The organism is Thermosynechococcus sp. B1 (assembly GCF_030322985.1).
Taxonomy (GTDB): Bacteria; Cyanobacteriota; Cyanobacteriia; order Thermosynechococcales; family Thermosynechococcaceae; genus Thermosynechococcus.
In genome coordinates, this window is sequence record NZ_CP096573.1 from 1,964,677 (window position 1) to 1,984,671 (window position 19,995).

The following is a 19,995-nucleotide window of genomic DNA, read 5'->3' on the forward strand; positions in this document are numbered from 1 at the left end:
CACCAGCGAGGGAGCCATGGCTGTTCAATTACCGTTTTTTACCTCCACCAACTTCAGTGGCCTCTTTAATGAGCGGTTTTGGCAGAATGCGTGGCCACTACCGCCCCAAAATCAACTGCAGCGGGGTGAACTAGTGCCTGATGTGGAACTACCCGGCGTAGGACTAACCGTGCCCGTGCGCCTTTCAACGGTGTGGAAAGAGCAGCCGCTCCTACTGGTGTTTACCCGTATCTTTACGGAGCATCAGTACTGTCCGCTGTGCTACCCCTATCTCAAGGCCTTGAATGCAAACTATGAAGCATTTCAAGGCAAGGGAGTGGCCGTTCTTGTGGTCACTAGTACCGATGCCCAGCAAAGTGAAAAGGTCAAGGCGGATATGGCTCTAAAGATGCCCCTGCTCTATGACCCCAGTTGCCAAGTCTTTCGCAAATACCGCACGGGTCAAGCCTTGGGGGCACCGCTACCGGCGCAGTTTCTCATTGATCAGGAAGGCAAGCTGCGCTACAAGCATCTCTTCTCGTTTTTAGAACCCAATGCTCCCCTAGAGCGCTTGTTTCAGGAAATTGACGCCCTGAGGGCAACAGTGGCAACAGCAGCTTAGGGGCGATCAAAACTCGCTAGGATAGAAGGTATCTCTTTGGGGCTGTAGCTCAGTCGGATAGAGCGAGCGCCTCCTAAGCGCTAGGCCGTGCGTTCAAATCGCACCAGTCCCGTTCTTGCCCTTAGAATAAAAAGCAAATCTTTGTAACGTCAGTGTTGCATCTGTGATAGAGCGATCGCCAGCGAATTCCCTCCTAAAGGAACTTCAAGGCACGATTGATGACCTTGAGGACTACCAAAGCGCCCGTAGCTACGAAGCGGCCAAGAGTGCCCTTGAAAAATTACTGTTCGAGTGCAAAGCCACTGGCAGCGAAAAAGCCTCCCTCGCCCGCGCGATCGCTGACCTCGAAGCAATGCTCGCCAAGCTCCACTATGGTGTCGTGCAAATTGCCGTCTTTGGTATGGTGGGGCGGGGAAAGTCCTCCCTACTAAATGCGCTGCTAGGGGAACCCTACTTTGCGACTGGGCCGATTCATGGCGTCACTCAAGAAGAAGCCAGTGCCCTGTGGCAAATTTCGGAAGCCCAGCGGGGTAATCCCATCCGCCTCATTGATACACCGGGGTTAGACGAAGTCAATGGCGCCGCACGGGAGCAACTAGCACGAGAGGTAGCGGCTCAAGCGGATTTGATTCTCTTTGTCATTGCTGGCGACTTGACCCGTCTGGAATACCAAGCCCTCAGTGAGTTGCGGCAGGCGGGCAAGCCAATGATTCTGGTCTTTAACAAAGTGGATCAGTATCCAGAGGCGGATCGCGAGGCCATCTATAACAAAATCCGCGATGAGCGCGTCAAAGAACTCCTCTCCCCCGAAGAGATTGTCATGGTAGCAGCAGCGCCCCTTGTCCCCCAAGTGAATCGCGATCGCCAAGGCCGAGTACAGGTGAAAATGACCGTCGGTGCCCCCCAAGTGGAACCCCTGAAGCAAAAGATCTTGGAGGTGCTCAATCGCGAAGGGAAGGCCCTGATTGCCCTGAACTCAATGCTTTTTGCCAATAAAGTCAGTGAAGAATTAGCCCGCTATAAGCTGGAACTGCGGGATCAGGAGGCCAACCAACTGATTTGGAAAGGAGCTGTCGCCAAGGCGCTGGCGATCGCCCTCAACCCCGTCACCGTGCTCGATATGGTCAGCAGTGCCGTCATTGACTTGACCACAATTCAACTGCTCTCGCGCCTCTACAGCATTGAACTCACAGAAGCAGGCGCCAAGGAACTGCTGCAAACCATTGCCCTTGCCATGGGCAGCATTAGCTTAGGGGAATTTGCCGTCAATTTGGGACTCAGTTCCCTCAAGGGACTGTTGGGATTAGCTACGCCCATGAGTGGCGGCATTGCCCTTGGCCCTTACCTCTCAGTCGCCATGACCCAAGCGGGGATTGCTGGCTTTGCCTCCTATACGATGGGACAAGTAGCCAAAACCTACTTTGCCAACGGCGCAGGCTGGGGAACTGCTGGGCCGAAAACCGTAGTGCAACAAATCCTCAGTCAACTGGATCAGCGCCATATTCTCAATCGGCTGAAGTCAGAAATTCAAGCCCAACTCTACCCTAGTTAAAATTCAGGCCTGCTTGAGCCAGACGGGCGGCGCCATAGGCGGCCTCTGTTTGAGGTGAAACGGTCACGGGAACCCCTAGGTATTGCTGGCGGAGGGCTAACCATGCGGGATTACGGGCACCGCCCCCCGCCGTCCAGACCCGTTTCAAGGGCGAGGCACCCAGACGTTGTAATTGTTGATAGCCTTGGGCTTCAATGCGGCTGAGACTTTCGAGAAGTCCCTGCAAAAAGAGGCGAGGGTCGTCGGGTCGGGGTTCTAGGCGCGGTTCAAGATGCGGATCGTTGATGGGAAAGCGCTCACCCCGCTTGAGCAGAGGATAGTAGTCCAACCCCGTGGGTTGATTGACATCGATTTGGGCGCTGAGGCGCTCTAGTTCCTCTGGGGTAAAAAACTGGGCTAAAATTGCGGCGCCACAGTTGGAGGCACCCCCCACCAGCCAGCGATCGCCTACGGCGCGCGAGCTGCGATCGCCCAAGCGATGACTATAGATGCCTGCTGTCACATCCTCTACCCTAGAGGTACTCAAAAGCTTCAGTACAAGAGTTGACCCCAAGGATGTTACCGCTTCACCCACCTCCGAGGCACCACTAGCCAAGAAGGCGGCAATGCTATCGGTGGTACCGGCACACACCTCACACTTTGGAGACAAGCCTAAATCGGTGGCTGTGACCTTTCCCAGAACTGTACCGGGGGGAATGACCTTAGGGAGCAGGGGCTGCAAGGACGCAAGCGTGGGGTGGCTGAACCAGTCGGGGTAAGCTTCCTGTGCCGGGTCATAGCCCAACTTCAGGGCATTGTGCCAGTCGGAAATGCCCAGTTGACCATGGAGCAAAAAGGCCAGCCAATCCGCTTGGTGTACCAAAACAGCGTTGACCGTGGGGTAGTGGGTCTGGAGCCACAACAGCTTAACGAGACTACTGGTGGCACTCAGGACAAGGTGATCCGTGGTTAAAATCTGCCGCAGGGTTTGAACGTGATTCTGGGCGCGATCGTCGTTGTAGAGGAGAACGGGTGAGCAGGGCTGCCCCTGAGCATCACAGAGGAAAACGGTGCTAGAGGTGGCATCAATGGCAATCCGCTGAATTTGCTGACGGATAGCGCTTGGAATATCTAAAATCAACGCCCGCAGGGTTGCCGCCCATTCTTGGGGGCGATCGGGCTGGTGCAACGGACGACGGGCAGTGGCGAGAATCTTGCCTTCAGGATCGATGGCGATCGCCCGCGCCCCCGAGGTACCAAAATCAATCCCCAGTGCGATGACCGCCATAGCGCTAGGGAGCCTTCAAAACTCAAGGAGGTCAAAAAGAGCCGTATCTAGCTCATAGCCAAACATCGCTGCCATGCCTTTAATTTTTTCAGCAGCAGGATAGCCCTGTCCCTGAAGCCATTGCCAAAGGGTAAAGACCTTGGCCATCACAAAAATATCAAGGGCTTGGGGGTTGAAGATAATACCCTGCTGCGGATGAAATTCGTGGGGCACCAGCATTGCCCCATACCGCACCAGTTCACCCGCTGACCAATCCAGTAAATAGGGCAACCATGGGTAGCAGACATCAGCACGAATGAACCAAAGGCGCACAGCTGGCAATTCCGAAAGCTCTAGATCAGGCTCATCAGCTGGCCGCGGGTAGTCAATGACAAAACGCAGTGCTTGGTGATGATCCAAAAGTCGCTGCTCTGCAATCAGGGGAGCAAGGACTTGTTGCAGGGGAGATACATCAAGACGATCAATTTGATCTGGCGTTAACTGGATCGCGATCGCCACGCTCTATCTCTCCCTAGCAGCCAGCAACCTAGGGAACCTGCTGGACTTCAGCAATCTCTGGAATGGCTTCCTTCAACTTGCGCTCAATCCCCATGCGCAGCGTCATCGTCGAACTAGGACAAGAGCCACAGGCACCCTGTAAGCGCAGTCGTACCACAGGTCCTTCAATTTCCACAAGTTCGACATTACCGCCATCAGCCATCAAATAGGGGCGGAGTTCATCAAGGACTTTTTCGACGTTTTCTTGACTTAGTTCAAGGGTTGCAGCCATGGTTACTGTCCTTGGCGTATTGTTCACATTTCCTTAGTCTAGCATTTGCAGGGGCGATCGCCCTTTGGGAATTGCAAGGGATGGCAATGGATCTGGCTCTAGGGAAATCTGCTGAACAATGTTTAGGAAGGGCAACGCTCAAGGATACAATAATAGCTTGGTGAACTGCACGGTAGGACATGATTTCCAGTAATGATTTTCGCCCCGGTGTAAGTATTGAGCTGGATGGTGCCGTCTGGCGAGTCGTCGAATTTTTGCACGTCAAACCCGGTAAAGGCTCAGCTTTTGTGCGAACAAAGCTAAAGAATGTGCAAACGGGCAACGTGATCGAGCGCACCTTCCGCGCCGGCGAGACCGTTCCCCAAGCCACCCTTGAAAAACGCACCATGCAGCATACCTACAAAGATGGCGAAGACTATGTCTTTATGGACATGGAAAGCTATGAAGAGGCTCGCCTCACGCCCGCACAAATGGGCGATCGCGCCAAGTATCTCAAAGAAGGAATGGAAGTCAATATTGTCAAATGGGGTGAGCAAGTCCTTGAGGTGGAGCTACCCAACTCCGTTGTTTTAGAAGTGGTGCAAACCGATCCGGGGGTTAAAGGGGATACTGCCACTGGTGGATCGAAACCCGCCATTGTCGAAACCGGTGCCCAAGTCATGGTACCGTTATTTATCTCCGTAGGCGAGCGGATTCGCATTGATACTCGCTCAGATACATATCTTGGCCGCGAATAGGAGTAATGGGTGTGGAGCTTGACCTCAACCAAGTACGCGAACTGCTACTAATGTTCGACCAAACCAGCGTCACCGAACTCAACCTTAAGAGTGGCGAACTGGAACTTCAACTCCGCAAGCGTGAGCAGCTCAGTGGCAGCGCCCCTGTGGTTGTGGCTCCAGCTCCTGCATCAACCGTCACGCCCACCCCTGTGCCCCCTCCAGCCGTTACCCCCGATCCAGAACCAACGCCACCTCCCGCCAACCGTAAAACCGTGGATATTGTGGCGCCAATGGTAGGAACCTTTTATCGTGCCCCCGCTCCCGATGAACCCCCCTTTGTCGAAGTGGGGGACACAGTGAAAAAAGGCCAAGTGGTTTGCATCATTGAAGCCATGAAGCTGATGAATGAAATTGAAGCCGAAGTTAATGGCCAGGTGGTGGAAATTTTGGTGCAAAATGCTGAACCAATTGAGTATGGCCAAACCTTAATGCGCATTTTACCTAACTAAATCAACAGCCTTCTTTCAGCAAGGAGAGGCAGGTACTAATTGCAAAGATATGTTAAGCATTGAGGGGTTTAAGGCCAAGAATTCAATGCTTTCAAGCCTTTGCGCTCTTGCCGAGACCCTAATTGAAAAATTAGAATTTAGAAACATCTACCACCACTGCCTGACGAGGTTGGCCTGTGCAAGCAACTGGAGCATACATTCTTATTGATACCCTATGCCGTCACGGCGTTAAGCATATTTTTGGCTATCCTGGTGGCGCAATTTTACCGATTTATGATGAACTGTACCGTGCTGAGTCAAAGGGAATCATTCAGCACATTCTGGTACGCCACGAACAGGGGGCAGCCCATGCCGCTGACGGCTACGCTCGTGCCACAGGTCAAGTGGGGGTGTGTTTTGGTACTTCAGGGCCAGGGGCGACGAACTTAGTGACAGGCATTGCCACAGCCCACATGGATTCCATTCCCCTGCTGGTGATCACCGGTCAGGTGCCTCGCTCCGCCATTGGCACCGATGCCTTTCAGGAAACGGATATCTTTGGCATTACGCTGCCGATTGTCAAGCACTCCTACGTCGTGCGCGAAGCCAAGGACATGGCACGGATTGTTGCTGAAGCCATTTACATTGCCACCACCGGTCGGCCAGGGCCTGTGCTTGTGGATATTCCCAAGGATGTCGGCCTAGAAGTCTGTGAGTATGAACCGATCGAGCCGGGGCAAGTCAAGCTAAGGGGCTATCGTCCCACGATTCGCGGCAATGCCCGTCAAATTGCCCAAGCGGTTCAACTGATTCGTGAGGCCAAGCGACCCTTGCTCTATGTGGGAGGCGGCGCAATTACAGCGGGTGCTCACGAGGAGGTGCTCAGGTTAGCCGAGCTATTCCAGATTCCGGTGACAACAACGCTCATGGGTAAGGGGGCGTTTCCTGAGTCCCATCCCCTCTCCGTGGGTATGTTGGGGATGCATGGCACTGCCTATGCCAACTTTGCCGTCAGTGAGTGTGATCTATTGATTGCCGTGGGGGCGCGGTTTGACGATCGCGTGACCGGTAAGCTGGATGAATTTGCCTCCCGCGCTAAAGTGATTCACATTGACATTGATCCTGCTGAGGTGGGCAAAAACCGCGTGCCGGATGTGCCGATTGTTGGCAGCGTTAAACCCGTGCTCCAGCAACTTCTCAAGCACATTGAAGACAGTGGTGAAGCCGTTGAACCCGCCACCCAGGCGTGGCTCGAGCGCATCAAGGTCTGGAAAGAGGACTATCCCCTTGTCGTGCCGCAACCCAGTGGTGAACTCTCGCCCCAAGAGGTGATTGTTGCCTTTGGCCGCCATGCGCCTGATGCCTACTACACGACTGATGTGGGTCAGCACCAGATGTGGGCAGCGCAATTCCTGAAAAATGGCCCGCGGCGTTGGATCTCCAGTGCTGGCTTGGGCACGATGGGCTTTGGCATGCCCGCAGCAATGGGGGTGAAGGTGGCACTACCCGATCAACAGGTGATCTGTATTAGTGGCGATGCCAGTTTTCAAATGAATTCCCAAGAGTTGGCCACATTGGCGCAGTACGGTATTGCTGTCAAGACGGTGATTATTAACAATTTTTGGCAGGGAATGGTGCGCCAGTGGCAGCAAGCCTTTTACGAGGAGCGTTATTCCCATTCCAATATGGCCAAGGGGATGCCCGATTTTGTGAAATTGGCGGAGGCCTACGGGGTTAAGGGGTTGCGGGTGAGCGATCGCCACGATTTGGATGCCATTGTCCAAGAGGTCTTAGCTTACGATGGCCCCGTGCTCCTAGATGCCCATGTCACTCGTGAGGAAAATTGCTATCCGATGGTGGCTCCCGGCAAAGCCAACTCCCAAATGCTAGGGCTGCCGGAACGCAAGGTGCTGGAAAAGGCTGCCGAATTAATCTACTGCGCCAACTGTGGGGCAAAGACAATTTCGACCCATCGCTTTTGTCCAGAGTGCGGCAGTAAGCTCTAGGGAGTTGGACAGGCTTGAGCAAACAACCGCCTTGGCAGGGGCTGGCGAAAATGAAAGAGGATCGTATTTTGGCGGCGATCGCGCGGTTCGGGACCACGCCCCCATAACGTTTCAAAGGAGAAAAAGGACACCCCTAACCCTGATCGCAGCGCGGCTTCTACCTTGGCATCCACCAGTTCAATGGGCACAGGGTTGGTGCGTAGCCCCGTGAGGACACCAACGGCAGTGGGAATTTTCGCTTGGGCGTGGAGCATCTCTGGCTGAGTTAACTGCTGCACAAAGCTGGGGAGATTGTAGCGATAGACTTGCACAATCACTTCATCGAGGAGGCCGAGGGCGACCCACTGCGGCCAATCTTGGAGAAATGTCTGGTAGGCGGTGGGCAATGTGGTCGGTGAGACGGAAAAAATGGCATTGGGAAATTCTTGCTTGACCCGCTGCCGCAACGTTTGCACAAAGGCGGTGAGTTTGTCGGCACGCCAGCGCATCCAGTCTGGATCACGGGGATTGTCGGGAACGGGCTTTTGGGTTTCCTGCTGATAGAGGGCACGGGTGTAGTCATCGTAGCCAAACTCCACGGGCAGGCTGAGGTGGTCATCAAACTGCACCCCATCCACGGGATACTGCCGCAGCACCTCTAGGACAATGTTGGTCAAGAAAGCCTGCACCTCAGGATGAAAGGGATTCATCCAAGCTACTTCACCAGCCGCCGTTAAGCGAGTGGTTTGACCATTGACCCCTTGGGTGAGCCAGTCTGGATGGCCAAGGGCGAGTTCTGAGGTTTCTGGCACCATGAAGCCAAATTCAAACCAAGGAATGACTAGGAGATTACGGCAGTGCGCCTGCTGGGTGAGTTCTCCGAGAATGTCGTAGTCTTGGATTCCCCGCAGGACAAAGGGTTGGATGCCCAGATTCCTGGCCGTGGCACTGGGGAAACTGACATAGCCAGAGTTCCAAACAACGGGATAGAGAGTGTTGAAGTTCAACCGCTGTAAATCATTGAGGGTTGCCTCCAACCGAGGGCGATCGCGCAGGATCGGTAAATCATTGGTTGTCAGCCAGACGCCGCGAATCAGCGTTGAGTTTTGTGCCTGTACTGGCCAAATCGTCCAACACAAACTCCAACAGAAGAGCACGAACAACAGCCAAACGCGACGATGCAGCATAGGTTACAGCGCCAGTGGACGGAGATGTCCTGACTCTAGGAGAAAAATCTGAGTACAGACTCTGCGTAAAAATGCAGGGTCATGACTGACGATGAGACCGGGGGTGGTATCCGCCTGCAAAAACTCGATCAACGTGCCACAACTTCGCTGATCCAAAAAGGCCGTGGGTTCATCATAGAGAATCAACTGGGGCTGCATGGCTAAAATGCCCGCGATCGCCACCATGCGTTGTTCGCCTCCCGACAGTTGATGGGGCATGCGATCGGCCAAGTGACTGGTTCCTGTCTTGGCCAAGGCTTGGTCAACTCGCTGCTGCACTTCTGCGGTCGGACAGCCCAAGTTTTCTGGGCCAAAGGCGACATCCTCGGCCACGGTAGCCCCAATTAACTGATCCGCTGGATGTTGCAGCACGACCCCCACCGCCGGTTGAAACTGTCCAGCCACCACCGACTGTCCCAAGCAGGTGATCGTTCCCCGCTGTGGCTTGAGAACAGCAGCACAGAGCAGCAGAAGTGTGGTTTTGCCAGAACCATTGTCCCCCATGATGCCTAGGCGATCGCTCCCCTGCACCGTGAGATCAATCCCTTGGAGTAGTGAGGGGGTTGCCCCATAGCCAAAATGGAGATCCCTGATTTCCAGCAGGGCAGTCACAGTTTAGAGCGTCTTAGAGCGTCAAGGCTTGGGGATTGGTTTCAATCAGTTTCGCCAAATCCTGAAGGAAAGCGGCAGCATCGGCACCATAGATCACACGGTGATCACAGGTGATATTCACCTTCATCTGCCGTTTCACCCCCAGCAGGCCATCCTCGGTGGCAACCACCGTCGGACGCGACGCCCCCACCGCCATAATGGCTCCTTGACCGGGGGTGAGAATGGCGTCGAAGAAGTCAACCCCGAACATTCCTAAATTGGAGAGACTAAAGGTACCCGTGCTGTACTCCTCAGGTTGCAGTTGCTTGGCGCGCGCCCGCTCCACCAATTCTTTCCAAGTGCGCGAGAGGCTGTAGATGTCAACTTGGTCGGCGTTCTTCAGCACCGGTGTAATCAGGCCACCCCCCGGCATCGCTACAGCCACAGCAATGTTAATGTCGCGACGGTATTGAATCCCTTGCTCCGTGTAATAGGCATTCATGATCGGGTGTTTTTGCAGCGTCAGGGCGATCGCCTTGGCAAGGAGCGCCGTCATTGTCACCCCTTTTGACTTGATTTGCTGGTACAGCCGATCCAACGCATCCGTTGTAATCGTGTAGGCCACGTGGAAATCGGGAATGCCAAGGCTGGCCACCATATTCCGCACCACGGCATTTTGTAGCGTTGTCAGGGGCACCAGATCCTCTTTGACGACGACCGGGGCAGTCGCAGGGGGGGCTGTGGGGACAGGGGGTGTCGCTACTGGTGTAACGGGAGTTGCAGGCGCACCAATCAAGGCTTCCACATCAGCGGCGGTAATCCGACCATTGGGACCCGTTCCCTTGAGCGTCTGCAAATCAATTTTGTGTTCCTTGGCCAATTTGCGGGCACGGGGGGAAGCAACCACTCGCCCAGTAGTTGCAGCGACAGCACTGGTGGGAGCAGCCACGGCTACGGGTGTTGTTCTTGAGCCATTCGTAGCGGCCACAGCGGGAGTCGAAGCCGTTGCCGCAGAACTCGTCGTAGAACTGGTCGCCGCCCCAAGGGACTTCGCCTTTGCCTCTGCTTCCGCAATTTCTGCTTCTGTTTCTGCCACGAGGCCAATGGTGGAACCGACGGGTGCCACTTCGCCAGCAGGCACGGTAATCACCGCCAAATAGCCGTCGTAGAAGGACTCCACATCCATATCGGCCTTGTCGGATTCCACAATCAGCACGGTTTCCCCCTTGGCCACCTTATCCCCGGGAGATTTCACCCAAGAGACAATTTTCCCTTCGGTCATGGTGGAGCTGAGGGCGGGCATGAACAGTTCACGAATCATAGAGGCTGCTATCCTTGGTTGGCAATCGAGAGGGAGTCAGATTCACTAAAAATGAAAAAACCTAGAGCGTGCCGCGAATTTCTTCGATGACGCCATTGCGCAGGAGAATCTCCACCTGCATTTTTTGGATCAAGTTGTCTCCTTTAGTGACATAGAAGAAGTTATCCACTTGACCTTGATCGACTTCCTGACCCATTTGGAGGCGCTGTACCTGATCGAGTTGCTGCAGAATCAGATTTTTTTGCTGCAACAGTTGCGCCTTTTGGTTGTTGGCTTGTCCTTGAACCTCTTGAATACGGGCATTGACCACATCCGCTGCTTCATTACTTTTGCGCAGTTCGTCAATCACTTGCTGCAATTGAAAATCCAACTGCTGAATTTGGCCATCCACTTGATTTAGTTGTGCCTGAAGCTGCCTTTGGGCATCGTCTTTCCACTCGGGAGTGACGATTGCTTTCACCATAATCTGGCGCCGCAGGAGCAGTTTAGTATCCATAGGGTCTGTCATGGAGATTACTCAAACATGGCGTTAATCATATCGCGGTAGCGATCGCTCACGACATGACGACGAATTTTTAGGGTTTGGGTCAAAAGACCATTCTCTATCGTAAAGGGTTCGAGGACAAAGCGAAATGTGGCAATGCGATCATCTGGGCGATAGCCGGGGCGATTTTGCACTTCCCGCAGCAGTTCTTGGCGGTAGAGATCAATAATCACTTTGCTCTCCAGCGTCACCAGTTCACCCGTGCCCGCTGGTGCCGGTCGGTTCGGCAACTCTAGCCGGTACCCCTTGGCAGCCACCCACTGCTCCAGCGCTTCCAAATTAGGCACAATCAAGGCACCCAAGGCTTTTTGATCTTGACCCACCAGCATAATCTGGTCAATGTAGGCGCTGCGGATACAGGCATCCTCAATGGGCTGCGGTTCAATATTTTCGCCGTTGCTGAGAACAATCGTGTCCTTCTGCCGCCCCGTCAGCACCAAATCGCCATTGGGGGTGAGGTAGCCCAAGTCGCCCGTGTCAAACCAGCCCTCAGCATCCAGCACCTTGGCAGTGGCCTCCGGTTTGTTGTAGTAGCCGCGCATCACCTGTGGCCCTTTGGCCATCACCAGTCCTTTTTGGCCAAACTCGACGGGGGCTTTAGTTTCGGGATCCACAATCTTAATGGCGGTATCGGGAATGGGACGGCCGGTGGAGCCGCGTAGATTTGCCCAAGAGCGGCGAGCGGTCAGTACCACAGCCGTTTCTGTGAGGCCATAGCCCACTAGCACTTCTAGGTTGATGACTTCATAGAATGTGTCCAAATGGGGGGCAAGGGCACCGCCACCACTAATCACCTGTTTAATTTCACCGCCTGTGGCTTCACGAATTTTGCTATAGACACGCTTCTCCCCCAGTTCGTAGAGAGGCTTGAGGAAAAAGGTTTGCAGACGGGCAACCAATTTTTGCCAACCGCTGGGATGGGGGTTGGTCAGGCTGAGGCCGGTGAGCAGTCGCCGTTGCAGGACATATTGCTGGCCCACACTGAGGAAAAACTGGGCAAGACGCCGCTTTGTGGCCGGGGCATCGCGCAGTTGCTTTTGCACCCCTTCATAAAAGCCTTCCCAGATACGAGGTACGGCAATCATGTAGTGGGGCTTACACCGTTTTAAGTCATTCTTGAAGTGACGGAGGTTAGTATAGGTTTGGCTACAGCCACAGGCAAAGAGAAAGTACTCGGCCACCCGTTCGTAGGCATGCCAAATGGGCAAGATACTGAGAATGCGATCGCCCACCTGCGGTTGCACAATTGCCCAGAGATTGACAATTTGACTCAGTAGCCCCCCATGGGTGACCATCACGCCCTTGGGTTGACCTGTGGTACCGGAGGTGTACATCAGCGTTGCCAAGTCATCGGGGGTAATGGCGACTGCCCGCACTGTGCCATATTGTCCTTCCGTAAAGACTTGACCAAAATTCAAAAGCCGCAGGGGAAAATGCTCAAGTTTTGGGGATTCTGCACTTAAGAGCACAACAGTTTCCACCCCTGTCTCTGCTAAACCCTCTTGAAGTTTGCGCAAGGTGGCCAAGTTTTCAATCAGCAGCAGGGTTGAACCACTGTCACGCAAAATGTAGAGAAGTTCTTGGGCCTCTGCGGTACCACTGCGCACCACATTAATGGCACCGGCCATCATACTGCCTTGATCGGCAATCAGCCAGCGGGGACTATTGTCAGCAAATAAGGCCACGCGATCGCCGGCAGCGACACCCAGCGCTTGTAGGCCAGCCGCAAAGCGTTGAATGCGTTGATAGAGTTCACTGTAGGTAATGCGAGTGGCCGGCTCTTCGTAGGGCGCATCAACAGCCACCACCTCCCCATGGCGTTGCGCTAGGAGAGGCCAAATTTCCGGCAGCGACTGGAGGGTTTTGTAGGCCAAAAAGTGATCGGGTAACGAGGCATCTTGGGGTAGGCCGCCGGGGGGAGTGTAGGTGTAGGCCGCACTGGTCATTGGTTTGGCTCCAGACGCAACACCTAGATAATAAACCCTCAATGGGACACCTCATGCAGGTTTAACAATTTCAATGTGAGATCATAAGAATCGGTTACTTAGCAAGCAGTCCTATGGTGCCCTTTGTTCTTGCCTCTGCTTCGCCGGCGCGCCGCCAACTGCTGCGACAGGTTGGCATTGATCCCATTATTCAACCCAGTCACTTTGATGAATCCGTGATTCAGGCAACTACTCCCACGGAACTGGTGCGATTACTGGCACGGTGTAAGGCAGAAACAGTGGCTCAAACCTACCCACCCCCCGCCCTCATTTTGGGCTGTGATTCTGTGCTGGTTCTAGGGGGAGAAATTTATGGTAAACCAGCCTCACCGGAGGTGGCGATCGCCCGCTGGCAACAAATGCGCAGTCAAACGGGAGAATTGCTGACAGGCCATGCCTTGATTGACTTGGCACAGGGGCGCACCTGTGTTGAGGTGGAGTCCACCCAAGTTATTTTTGCCGATATTAGCGATGCCGAAATCGCTGCCTATGTCGCTTCTGGTGAACCCCTTGCCTGTGCTGGTTGTTTTGCCCTCGATGGCCAAGGTGGTGCCTTTGTCGAGAAAATTGTCGGGACTCCTAGTAATGTCATTGGCTTGAGCTTGCCCCTACTGCGGCGGATGCTGCTGAGCTTGGGATACACCCTTGGCGATGTGCAAGGCAAGAAATGAAAAACTAGCCTAGACAAGTCTAAATGCTTAGGGTATGCTAAGAGATTGCGAGTTAAGGAACTGTCATGAACGCCCAAGAGATTATTCGCTCGATTGAAGCGGAGCAAATGAAGACTGACTTGCCCGTGATTCATGTGGGCGATCGCGTTCGGGTCGGAGTCAAAATTCAAGAAGGCGGTAAAGAGCGCGTCCAACCCTACGAAGGGGATGTGATTGCCATGCGCAACACGGGCATTAACCGCACCATTACCGTGCGCCGTGTCTTCCAAGGAGTGGGCGTTGAGCGCGTCTTTTTGCTACATTCGCCACGAATTGATAGTATAAAAGTAATCCAGCGGGGTAAGGTCCGCCGTGCCAAACTCTACTACCTGCGCAACCTCGTGGGTAAAGCCTCGCGCATCAAAGCACGGTTCGATCGCCCTCTGTAAACAGCCTTGCGTCCTTAGTTCAGTTGGTAGAACGTCGGTCTCCAAAACCGGATGTCGGGGGTTCGAGTCCTCCAGGGCGCGTTAGTTAGTCTGATCTGAAGGTTTTGGCGTCTTAAAGTCCTTTGCAACAGGGATGTACTGGACTAAATGCTTGAGTATCTGGGCGACGCGGATGAGATTGCGATCGCTATCGCCAAGCAAACTAAAGTTGTGGGATAGCGCAAATTCATTACCGAGCAGTTTCACAAAAAGATAGTCATAGCCATTGGTCACCAAGCCAAAAATGGGGATATTGCGGTCGGGACGGGCAGACATATAGGCAAGGGCTTGGGGCACAGCGCGTAAGACACTAAAGCCACTCCGTTTACCTTCAATCACGACTAGCCAGAAGTTGTCCCGAATGGTCAGCGCATCTATCCGTCCCTCTAGGCTGATTCTGCCCTCTTCACTATCAACTGTTGTTTGGATTTCTACCCATGTTTCGCCGCGAATGCGATAGGGGGGGTCACACAAGCCTAATGCGTCTAGTAAGGGGGATAGCAAGATAATGTTTAGCGTTCCCTCGCTCACTTCACTTTCTTCTAAGTAGAGTAAATACCGTTGGGATAAGCGGTTTAATGCCTCTATTTCCCTATCGCTGAGCTGTGATGTTGCGGATTGCCACTCAGGGAAAAAGTTAGGGTTGGTGGATTTAACGAGACCTAGTTTGGTCTCTAAATCCCGAAAGGTGATGATTGCTCGAGCGATCGGGTTGCAGTAGCCATTATTACCCATTAAAAACGATACCTAGCGAACTTCAGAGACGAGGGGTGTGCCGCGATCGCTCCCCTGAAATTGTAGCGCTGTTTTTGCCAGTTCCAATAATTGCAGTTCAGGGGGATAGTGCCTTTCTTGCTTGAGGCGTTGAATGTCCTGTTTCCCCAGTTGCCAGTGCAACCGTTTGGCTAGAGCCAGTAGGACATCGCTGCGATCAATGACGCCCGCCACAGCATCGGCAGGGGTTAAAACCGTAACAAAGCGTTGTTGCTGCTCCTCTAGGGTGCAAACCGTCTTGGCGAGAGAGTCTGATTCTTTGACGGTGGCGATCGCCCGCAGGGGGACGGCTAACTCTTCGACTGGCGTCACTTCCCAGCGGCTGCGCTCCATATGGTTCAAGGCTTGGGGATCCAAATAGCCGCGGTAGCGACCAGCGGTGGCGACAAAGTAGGCTGTGGGCTGGCGATCAGCTAGGAGGAGATAGCGATCGGCAAACTCCCGCAGAGAGAGCGTCCCCTCAATGACGCGAAAATCCCGTGTCATGGCCTCGGCAGCCGTTAGAGTGAGCAGCGTTTCTTGGAGCTGGCTGAGACGGTGGTAGAGTATCGCATTTTGCAGGGCAAACCAACCCAACAGTCCCAACCACAGACCGTTACCACTGCCAAGGAGGGTCAGCAATAGCCCAAAACTAATAGCTAACCATCCCAACATCTGCCCCGATCGCGCCGCCCAGCGCATCCCCTGAAAGCGATTGCCTGTCAATTTCCAAACGGCTGCCTTGAGCACTTGACCCCCATCGAGGGGAAGTCCCGGCAGAAGGTTAAAAACCCCCAAGACAAAGTTGATATTGGCCAGATAGAGCAACAGTTCATGGAGGGGATGATCCGCCGGCAGTACCACGGCTGCCCCTTGCAACAGGGCAAAAAGGGCAAAACTCACCAAAGGCCCCGCGATCGCCACCTGAAAAGCTTGACCGGGGGTATTGGATTCCCGTTCAATAGCCGCCATACCACCAAAGAGAAAGAGGGTAATCGAGCGCACCGTAATCCCTTGGGAACGAGCCACCAAGCTGTGCCCCAATTCATGGAGCAAGACTGAGGCAAACAACAGCAGGGAAACGACAAATCCCATTCCCCATGCCAGTGCTCCCCACTGCGGGTACGTGGTCTGCCAGTCACTGCCATTGAGAAAGGTAAACAGCAGAATCACCAGAAACCACGACCGATCAATGTAGAGGGGAATGCCAAAGACACGCCCCACTTGCCAACCTTGTCCCATGCCCACCTCAGTGCATCGCGCTCTATCTCCATTATCGCCCCAGATTCTGAATACACATGATTTACAAAAATTTGCGTCTCAAAACGTGACCTTCCCATCTCTGGCCTAAAATAAAGGCAACGCTGCTAGAGGATGGTGCGATGTCTCAAGCCCCTGTACTGGTCTCTGCCAATGGCCATGTCCTAGACGTGCCCTTTGATTCCTTTTGGCAAGGGTTGCAGGAGTTTGGCTCCCATTTGCTGTGGTCATTGTGTCTCTCACTGCTCCTGAGCCTTCTCCTCAGTCTGATCAGCTACTGGCTTAGCGTGACTTTTGGGATACCCGTACTGCCCTTCTTTTTGATTGTTGTTTAACTTGTGAGGAGCTGCGTATGTGGGGTTTACTCATTACTTGGATTGTGACCAGTATTAGTTTGTTTATTGTGTCGCGCCTCTCATTTTTGGGCGTGGAAATTGATAAATTCACAACCGCGCTGTGGTCGGCGATTGTCTTCGGCTTTTTGAATGCCACGTTGGGGGCTATCCTGAAATTCTTTGCCTTCCCCTTTATTTTTCTGACGTTTGGCTTGGTTGCGCTGATTATCAATGCCGCTATTTTTGCCCTTGCAGCAGCCCTTGTGGATGGCTTTAGACTACGCAATGGCTTTTGGAGCGCCTTTTTTGGCTCGATCGCCCTCAGTATTGTCAACTGGGCTTGCTTTAGTCTGCTGGGTCAGGCCGGCTTGCTCTAGGATGCCTTTCCTAGATAGCCACGAGGGGTAATCAGCCAATCATGGAAGCGGTGGGTACTGGCATTGCCGATCAGCACCAAGCTGAACATATCCACCGTTTCCGGTTTCAAGGCGCCAAGGGTGGTGAGGGTGATCTGCTCCTCAGGGCGATAGGCGGCACGGACGATCGCTACGGGTGTTTGTGGTGAACGATATTTTAAGAAAATGGCTTTGGCATCCACCAATTGCTGCTGGCGATCGCGCGAACGGGGATTGTAAAGGGCAGTTACAAAATCCGCTTCTGCCGCTGCCCGTAAGCGCTTCTCAATCACTGGCCAAGGGGTCAGGCGATCGCTGAGGCTAATCGTACAAAAATCGTGCATCAGGGGTGCTCCCAAACGAGCTGCCGCCGCATTAACAGCACTCACCCCCGGCAACACCTCTACGGGTAAATCACTGATACCCGCTTCTGCCAATAGCTCCAGCACCAGACCCGCCATGCCATAGATGCCACAGTCGCCCGAAGAGACCACAGCGACATTGAGTCCCCACTGAGCCAGATCAATCGCTGCTTGGGCACGTTGTCGCTCTTGGGTAATGGTATAGGCAGCAACCATCTGTCCCGGTCGCCGCAGGGGAGCCAGCAATTCTAAGTAAAGCCCATAGCCCACGAGAATATCGGCGGCCAAAAGGGCAGAACGGGCTGCGAGGGTGAGTTGATCCAAGGCTCCCGGACCAGTGCCAATCAGGCTCAAGGCACCTTGGCGGGGAATGAATTCCCGTTCAGACTGGGCAATGGCGATCGTCACCGCACCGGGTTCACCCCCTTGACGGTAAATCTGCTTAGGAACAATTAAACGCCCCCCCTCACTGGCTAACACTGCTGCGGCTTCAGCCACACTGGGCGTTCCCATTTCTGCGGCGACAATGGTTGAGGGGGTGGGTACGCTAACAGGCGCCAATTCTTGAGCGGAAAACCAGCGGCTTGGCCAATCGTGCGCCTCAGCCACCTGACATAACCCCCCTTCATCGGCTTTGCGATCAATACTAGCAAGGCCGGCGATCGCCAGCGGGCTTAACCCGGCTTGGGCAAGGGTATGATCAATGGCCTGCTGGATCAGGGCTGCCGATGTTCCCCGTTCACAGCCAATGCCGAGCCACAGTACCCGTGGATGCCAAGCCACACCTGAGGTCAAAGAGGAGGGCAACGCTTTTTCGGTAATCCAAACCGCATTTTCTAGGGGTGGGGTGCTGACAAACTCAAGGGGGTGATCTGAACTAAGAGCCGTGCGCCACAAAGAGCTACCGCAGGTTTGATACACTTGCAGCGGTTTTCCTTGAGCCTGTTGGCTAGCGATCGCATTCCAGTCTCCTGCCCCCCGTTGCCACCCCAAGGCCGTTCCCCAGGTATCCACAGCAAAGTAGCCTTGGGCATGACTTGCTCCCGTGAGAATGGGTGTCGCCCCAATGGCGGCGCTGAGCGCTTGACACAGGCGATCGCCCCCAGCCCCATGACTACCTAGCAAACTCACGATCCATTGACCATCCTCAGACAGAACGCAGACCGCCGGATCCTGTCTTTTGTGGGTCAACAGGGGCGCGATTAACCGCACCACAGCACCGCAGGCTAGGGCAAAAATCCAAGCCTGATAGTGGCACCAGTGGTTTTCGAGATGCGCGGCAAGGGGGCGATCGTAGCTTTGTACCCTAGGGTGAGTGGATGCTAAATGGCTGGGTACCCAGATGCTCAGGGGAATCCCCGTGTCCACAAGGCGTTGCAGTTGAGCCAGCCCTTGGGCAGTGGTGGCGATCGCCCCAATGGGTTGAAACTGGTCTAACCGTGGCATGAACTAGACATCAAAGCGATAGCGCACTGCGCCCGTTTCTGGATCGTTAAATACTGTGGCGTAGCCGAGGCGTTGGGCTTCAAAGAGCAGTTCCTCAACGGTTTGGGCATCAAAATGGGTATAAAGTGCGGCTTGGGCGGCAGAAAGGACGCCACCGTGTTCCTTAGCCACTTGCAGTAAGCGGTGCATGGGCGTCGCGGGGTTGAGGTCGGCTTGTTCCCATGCGGTCAGATAGCGCCCCCGCAGGTAGGTATTGCGGTGATCCACCATCCCCGGAATTAGAAAGAGATCAATGAATTGACCAATGCCACAAAAGCCAAAGGTGATCAGGTATAAAAAGCCAATCATCGGCTGGCCGACATAGAAGCGTTGCAGGCCACAGAAACCCACAAAGCTCAAGCACCACAGCAGATAGGCAACCCCCACCCTGAGGAATTTTGGCTGCGTTTGCCAGCGCTGGCGATGAGTGGAAAAGTGGAATGTTTGCACCATGATCTCAGGAGGATTCCGCTACTTCTCATCCTAACCTAAGTTTCTGAGAACCACTGCGGGGGCTAGCGATCGCCCCCCAAGAATACGTCCTAGAAATTCGGCTGATGACGAATCAGATTCAGAAACTCCTCACGGGTCTTTTGATCTTCACGGAAGACCCCCAACATTGAACTGGTCACCGTCCACGAGCCGGGTTTTTGGACACCGCGCATCACCATGCACATATGGCTGGCTTCCATGACCACAGCCACCCCCTGCGGATCGAGAACGGTTTCAATGGCTTCGGCCACTTGACGGGTCAGGCGCTCCTGCACTTGCAGCCGCCGCGCATACATTTCGACAACCCGTGCCAGTTTGCTGAGGCCGATCACCCGCTGGTTGGGGATATAGGCCACATGGGCTTTGCCAATGAAAGGCAACATGTGATGCTCACAGAGGCTAAAGAAGTTAATGTCGCGCACTAAGACCATTTCATCGTGGCCTTCATCGAAAATCGCGCCGTTGACAAGGGTTTCAAGGGATTGACTATAGCCACTGGTGAGAAATTGCATCGCTTCAGCAACCCGCTTGGGGGTTTTCAGTAACCCCTCGCGATCGGGATCCTCACCCACATTCAGCAGAATGGTGCGCACTGCGGCCATCATTTCTTCTTTGGCAACATCTGGGGGGGGTGGGTGGGGAATCGCTTCTTTGCCTTGGTGGGTGTTGCGATCGGGCAGAATTGCCGGAGTGGTCGCTTTACCGTTAATGATCGAATCGGGCATAT

Annotated in this window: 22 protein-coding genes and 2 tRNA genes; 11 read left to right on the plus strand and 13 right to left on the minus strand. The window is 54.1% G+C overall.

Annotated elements, in window-relative coordinates:
* The first annotated feature begins 16 nt into the window (after positions 1-16).
* From M0644_RS09725 to M0644_RS09735, 3 genes are all read left to right on the plus strand, one after another.
* Positions 17-601, plus strand: coding sequence for a peroxiredoxin family protein (locus tag M0644_RS09725; protein WP_149820370.1), 585 nt, complete (start codon positions 17-19; stop codon positions 599-601).
* 38 nt (positions 602-639) lie between these two features.
* Positions 640-713: transfer RNA gene (locus M0644_RS09730), tRNA-Arg, on the plus strand.
* Between the two features lie 51 nt (positions 714-764).
* Complete coding sequence (locus M0644_RS09735; RefSeq protein ID WP_286625527.1) at positions 765-2,153, plus strand: GTP-binding protein; 1,389 nt, start codon at positions 765-767, stop codon at positions 2,151-2,153.
* Here M0644_RS09735 and M0644_RS09740 read toward each other — a convergent pair.
* Genes M0644_RS09740 through M0644_RS09750 form a run of 3 tightly spaced genes read right to left on the minus strand, consistent with a single transcriptional unit; the run spans position 2,146 to position 4,189 of the window.
* Complete coding sequence (locus tag M0644_RS09740) at positions 2,146-3,420, minus strand: FGGY-family carbohydrate kinase (RefSeq protein ID WP_286625529.1); 1,275 nt, start codon at positions 3,418-3,420, stop codon at positions 2,146-2,148. The two genes, M0644_RS09735 and M0644_RS09740, sit on opposite strands and share 8 nt — an antisense overlap.
* A gap of 15 nt (positions 3,421-3,435) precedes the next feature.
* Entirely contained in the window at positions 3,436-3,918 is a 483-nt protein-coding gene (locus tag M0644_RS09745; RefSeq protein ID WP_286625530.1) for a CRR6 family NdhI maturation factor, read from the minus strand.
* A 28-nt stretch (positions 3,919-3,946) separates the two neighbouring features.
* Positions 3,947-4,189, minus strand: coding sequence for a NifU family protein (locus tag M0644_RS09750; protein WP_286625532.1), 243 nt, complete (start codon positions 4,187-4,189; stop codon positions 3,947-3,949).
* A 179-nt stretch (positions 4,190-4,368) separates the two neighbouring features.
* On the opposite strand from M0644_RS09750, the gene efp reads away from it, so the two are divergent.
* The 3 genes from efp (at position 4,369) to ilvB (ending at position 7,402) form a co-directional block, all read left to right on the plus strand.
* A complete protein-coding gene (gene efp, locus M0644_RS09755) occupies positions 4,369-4,926 on the plus strand; it encodes an elongation factor P (protein WP_149820380.1) in 558 nt (185 codons plus the stop codon).
* 11 nt (positions 4,927-4,937) lie between these two features.
* Positions 4,938-5,417 (plus strand): acetyl-CoA carboxylase biotin carboxyl carrier protein, encoded by a 480-nt coding sequence (accB, locus tag M0644_RS09760; protein ID WP_286627184.1) that lies wholly within the window; start codon positions 4,938-4,940, stop codon positions 5,415-5,417.
* Positions 5,418-5,593: 176 nt separating this feature from the next.
* Positions 5,594-7,402, plus strand: a complete 1,809-nt coding sequence (gene ilvB / locus M0644_RS09765) for a biosynthetic-type acetolactate synthase large subunit (protein ID WP_286625533.1) — start codon at positions 5,594-5,596, stop codon at positions 7,400-7,402.
* On the opposite strand, the gene M0644_RS09770 is transcribed toward ilvB, so the two are convergent.
* From M0644_RS09770 to M0644_RS09790, 5 genes are all read right to left on the minus strand, one after another.
* Positions 7,399-8,568, minus strand: coding sequence for a glycoside hydrolase family 10 protein (locus M0644_RS09770; RefSeq protein ID WP_286625535.1), 1,170 nt, complete (start codon positions 8,566-8,568; stop codon positions 7,399-7,401). The two genes, ilvB and M0644_RS09770, sit on opposite strands and share 4 nt — an antisense overlap.
* A 3-nt stretch (positions 8,569-8,571) precedes the next feature.
* The gene (locus M0644_RS09775; RefSeq protein WP_286625536.1) at positions 8,572-9,219 is read right to left on the minus strand and encodes an energy-coupling factor ABC transporter ATP-binding protein; all 648 of its coding nucleotides are present in this window, start codon (positions 9,217-9,219) and stop codon (positions 8,572-8,574) included.
* Between the two features lie 13 nt (positions 9,220-9,232).
* A complete protein-coding gene (locus M0644_RS09780) occupies positions 9,233-10,519 on the minus strand; it encodes a dihydrolipoamide acetyltransferase family protein (protein ID WP_286625537.1) in 1,287 nt (428 codons plus the stop codon).
* 61 nt (positions 10,520-10,580) lie between these two features.
* On the minus strand, positions 10,581-11,027 hold the full coding sequence (locus tag M0644_RS09785) for a YlqD family protein (protein ID WP_399373845.1): 447 nt from the start codon (positions 11,025-11,027) through the stop codon (positions 10,581-10,583).
* 5 nt (positions 11,028-11,032) lie between these two features.
* Positions 11,033-13,009 carry a long-chain fatty acid--CoA ligase gene (locus tag M0644_RS09790; protein ID WP_286625539.1) on the minus strand — a complete coding sequence of 659 codons (1,977 nt, stop codon included), beginning with the start codon at positions 13,007-13,009 and terminating at the stop codon, positions 11,033-11,035.
* A 113-nt stretch (positions 13,010-13,122) separates the two neighbouring features.
* Here M0644_RS09790 and M0644_RS09795 point away from each other — a divergent pair, with 113 nt between their 5' ends.
* The 3 genes from M0644_RS09795 to M0644_RS09805 all read left to right on the plus strand — a co-directional run bounded on the left by M0644_RS09795 (position 13,123) and on the right by M0644_RS09805 (position 14,228).
* On the plus strand, positions 13,123-13,719 hold the full coding sequence (locus M0644_RS09795) for a nucleoside triphosphate pyrophosphatase (RefSeq protein ID WP_149820396.1): 597 nt from the start codon (positions 13,123-13,125) through the stop codon (positions 13,717-13,719).
* A gap of 65 nt (positions 13,720-13,784) precedes the next feature.
* Positions 13,785-14,147 carry a 50S ribosomal protein L19 gene (gene rplS, locus M0644_RS09800; RefSeq protein ID WP_149820398.1) on the plus strand — a complete coding sequence of 121 codons (363 nt, stop codon included), beginning with the start codon at positions 13,785-13,787 and terminating at the stop codon, positions 14,145-14,147.
* Between the two features lie 8 nt (positions 14,148-14,155).
* Positions 14,156-14,228: transfer RNA gene (locus tag M0644_RS09805), tRNA-Trp, on the plus strand.
* On the opposite strand, the gene M0644_RS09810 is transcribed toward M0644_RS09805, so the two are convergent.
* Entirely contained in the window at positions 14,229-14,921 is a 693-nt protein-coding gene (locus M0644_RS09810) for a type I restriction endonuclease subunit R (RefSeq protein WP_286625542.1), read from the minus strand.
* A gap of 12 nt (positions 14,922-14,933) precedes the next feature.
* A complete protein-coding gene (locus M0644_RS09815; protein WP_286625543.1) occupies positions 14,934-16,181 on the minus strand; it encodes a site-2 protease family protein in 1,248 nt (415 codons plus the stop codon).
* 140 nt (positions 16,182-16,321) lie between these two features.
* On the opposite strand from M0644_RS09815, the gene M0644_RS09820 reads away from it, so the two are divergent.
* Together M0644_RS09820 and M0644_RS09825 are read left to right on the plus strand one after the other, a co-directional pair.
* Positions 16,322-16,534, plus strand: a complete 213-nt coding sequence (locus M0644_RS09820) for a hypothetical protein (protein WP_149820404.1) — start codon at positions 16,322-16,324, stop codon at positions 16,532-16,534.
* A 17-nt stretch (positions 16,535-16,551) separates the two neighbouring features.
* Positions 16,552-16,911 (plus strand): phage holin family protein, encoded by a 360-nt coding sequence (locus M0644_RS09825; RefSeq protein ID WP_206201004.1) that lies wholly within the window; start codon positions 16,552-16,554, stop codon positions 16,909-16,911.
* On the opposite strand, the gene cobJ is transcribed toward M0644_RS09825, so the two are convergent.
* From cobJ to folE, 3 genes are all read right to left on the minus strand, one after another.
* Complete coding sequence (gene cobJ, locus M0644_RS09830) at positions 16,908-18,737, minus strand: precorrin-3B C(17)-methyltransferase (RefSeq protein WP_286625545.1); 1,830 nt, start codon at positions 18,735-18,737, stop codon at positions 16,908-16,910. The genes M0644_RS09825 and cobJ overlap by 4 nt on opposite strands.
* A gap of 3 nt (positions 18,738-18,740) precedes the next feature.
* Entirely contained in the window at positions 18,741-19,229 is a 489-nt protein-coding gene (locus tag M0644_RS09835; RefSeq protein ID WP_286625546.1) for a TM2 domain-containing protein, read from the minus strand.
* An 89-nt stretch (positions 19,230-19,318) separates the two neighbouring features.
* Positions 19,319-19,993 (minus strand): GTP cyclohydrolase I FolE, encoded by a 675-nt coding sequence (gene folE / locus M0644_RS09840; RefSeq protein WP_226972056.1) that lies wholly within the window; start codon positions 19,991-19,993, stop codon positions 19,319-19,321.
* Positions 19,994-19,995 lie beyond the last annotated feature (2 nt).

What these genes read in the sequence shown, in the direction of transcription:
- M0644_RS09785 (WP_399373845.1), bottom strand. Translation starts at nt 11,027, where the DNA reads ATGACAGACCCTATGGATACTAAACTGCTCCTGCGGCGCCAGATTATG.
- M0644_RS09725 (WP_149820370.1), top strand. Translation starts at nt 17, where the DNA reads ATGGCTGTTCAATTACCGTTTTTTACCTCCACCAACTTCAGTGGCCTC.
- M0644_RS09835 (WP_286625546.1), bottom strand. Translation starts at nt 19,229, where the DNA reads ATGGTGCAAACATTCCACTTTTCCACTCATCGCCAGCGCTGGCAAACG.
- cobJ (WP_286625545.1), bottom strand. Translation starts at nt 18,737, where the DNA reads ATGCCACGGTTAGACCAGTTTCAACCCATTGGGGCGATCGCCACCACT.
- M0644_RS09770 (WP_286625535.1), bottom strand. Translation starts at nt 8,568, where the DNA reads ATGCTGCATCGTCGCGTTTGGCTGTTGTTCGTGCTCTTCTGTTGGAGT.
- rplS (WP_149820398.1), top strand. Translation starts at nt 13,785, where the DNA reads ATGAACGCCCAAGAGATTATTCGCTCGATTGAAGCGGAGCAAATGAAG.
- efp (WP_149820380.1), top strand. Translation starts at nt 4,369, where the DNA reads ATGATTTCCAGTAATGATTTTCGCCCCGGTGTAAGTATTGAGCTGGAT.
- M0644_RS09795 (WP_149820396.1), top strand. Translation starts at nt 13,123, where the DNA reads ATGGTGCCCTTTGTTCTTGCCTCTGCTTCGCCGGCGCGCCGCCAACTG.
- M0644_RS09740 (WP_286625529.1), bottom strand. Translation starts at nt 3,420, where the DNA reads ATGGCGGTCATCGCACTGGGGATTGATTTTGGTACCTCGGGGGCGCGG.
- M0644_RS09820 (WP_149820404.1), top strand. Translation starts at nt 16,322, where the DNA reads ATGTCTCAAGCCCCTGTACTGGTCTCTGCCAATGGCCATGTCCTAGAC.
- M0644_RS09825 (WP_206201004.1), top strand. Translation starts at nt 16,552, where the DNA reads ATGTGGGGTTTACTCATTACTTGGATTGTGACCAGTATTAGTTTGTTT.
- M0644_RS09790 (WP_286625539.1), bottom strand. Translation starts at nt 13,009, where the DNA reads ATGACCAGTGCGGCCTACACCTACACTCCCCCCGGCGGCCTACCCCAA.
- M0644_RS09750 (WP_286625532.1), bottom strand. Translation starts at nt 4,189, where the DNA reads ATGGCTGCAACCCTTGAACTAAGTCAAGAAAACGTCGAAAAAGTCCTT.
- M0644_RS09810 (WP_286625542.1), bottom strand. Translation starts at nt 14,921, where the DNA reads ATGGGTAATAATGGCTACTGCAACCCGATCGCTCGAGCAATCATCACC.
- folE (WP_226972056.1), bottom strand. Translation starts at nt 19,993, where the DNA reads ATGCCCGATTCGATCATTAACGGTAAAGCGACCACTCCGGCAATTCTG.
- M0644_RS09780 (WP_286625537.1), bottom strand. Translation starts at nt 10,519, where the DNA reads ATGATTCGTGAACTGTTCATGCCCGCCCTCAGCTCCACCATGACCGAA.
- M0644_RS09815 (WP_286625543.1), bottom strand. Translation starts at nt 16,181, where the DNA reads ATGGGACAAGGTTGGCAAGTGGGGCGTGTCTTTGGCATTCCCCTCTAC.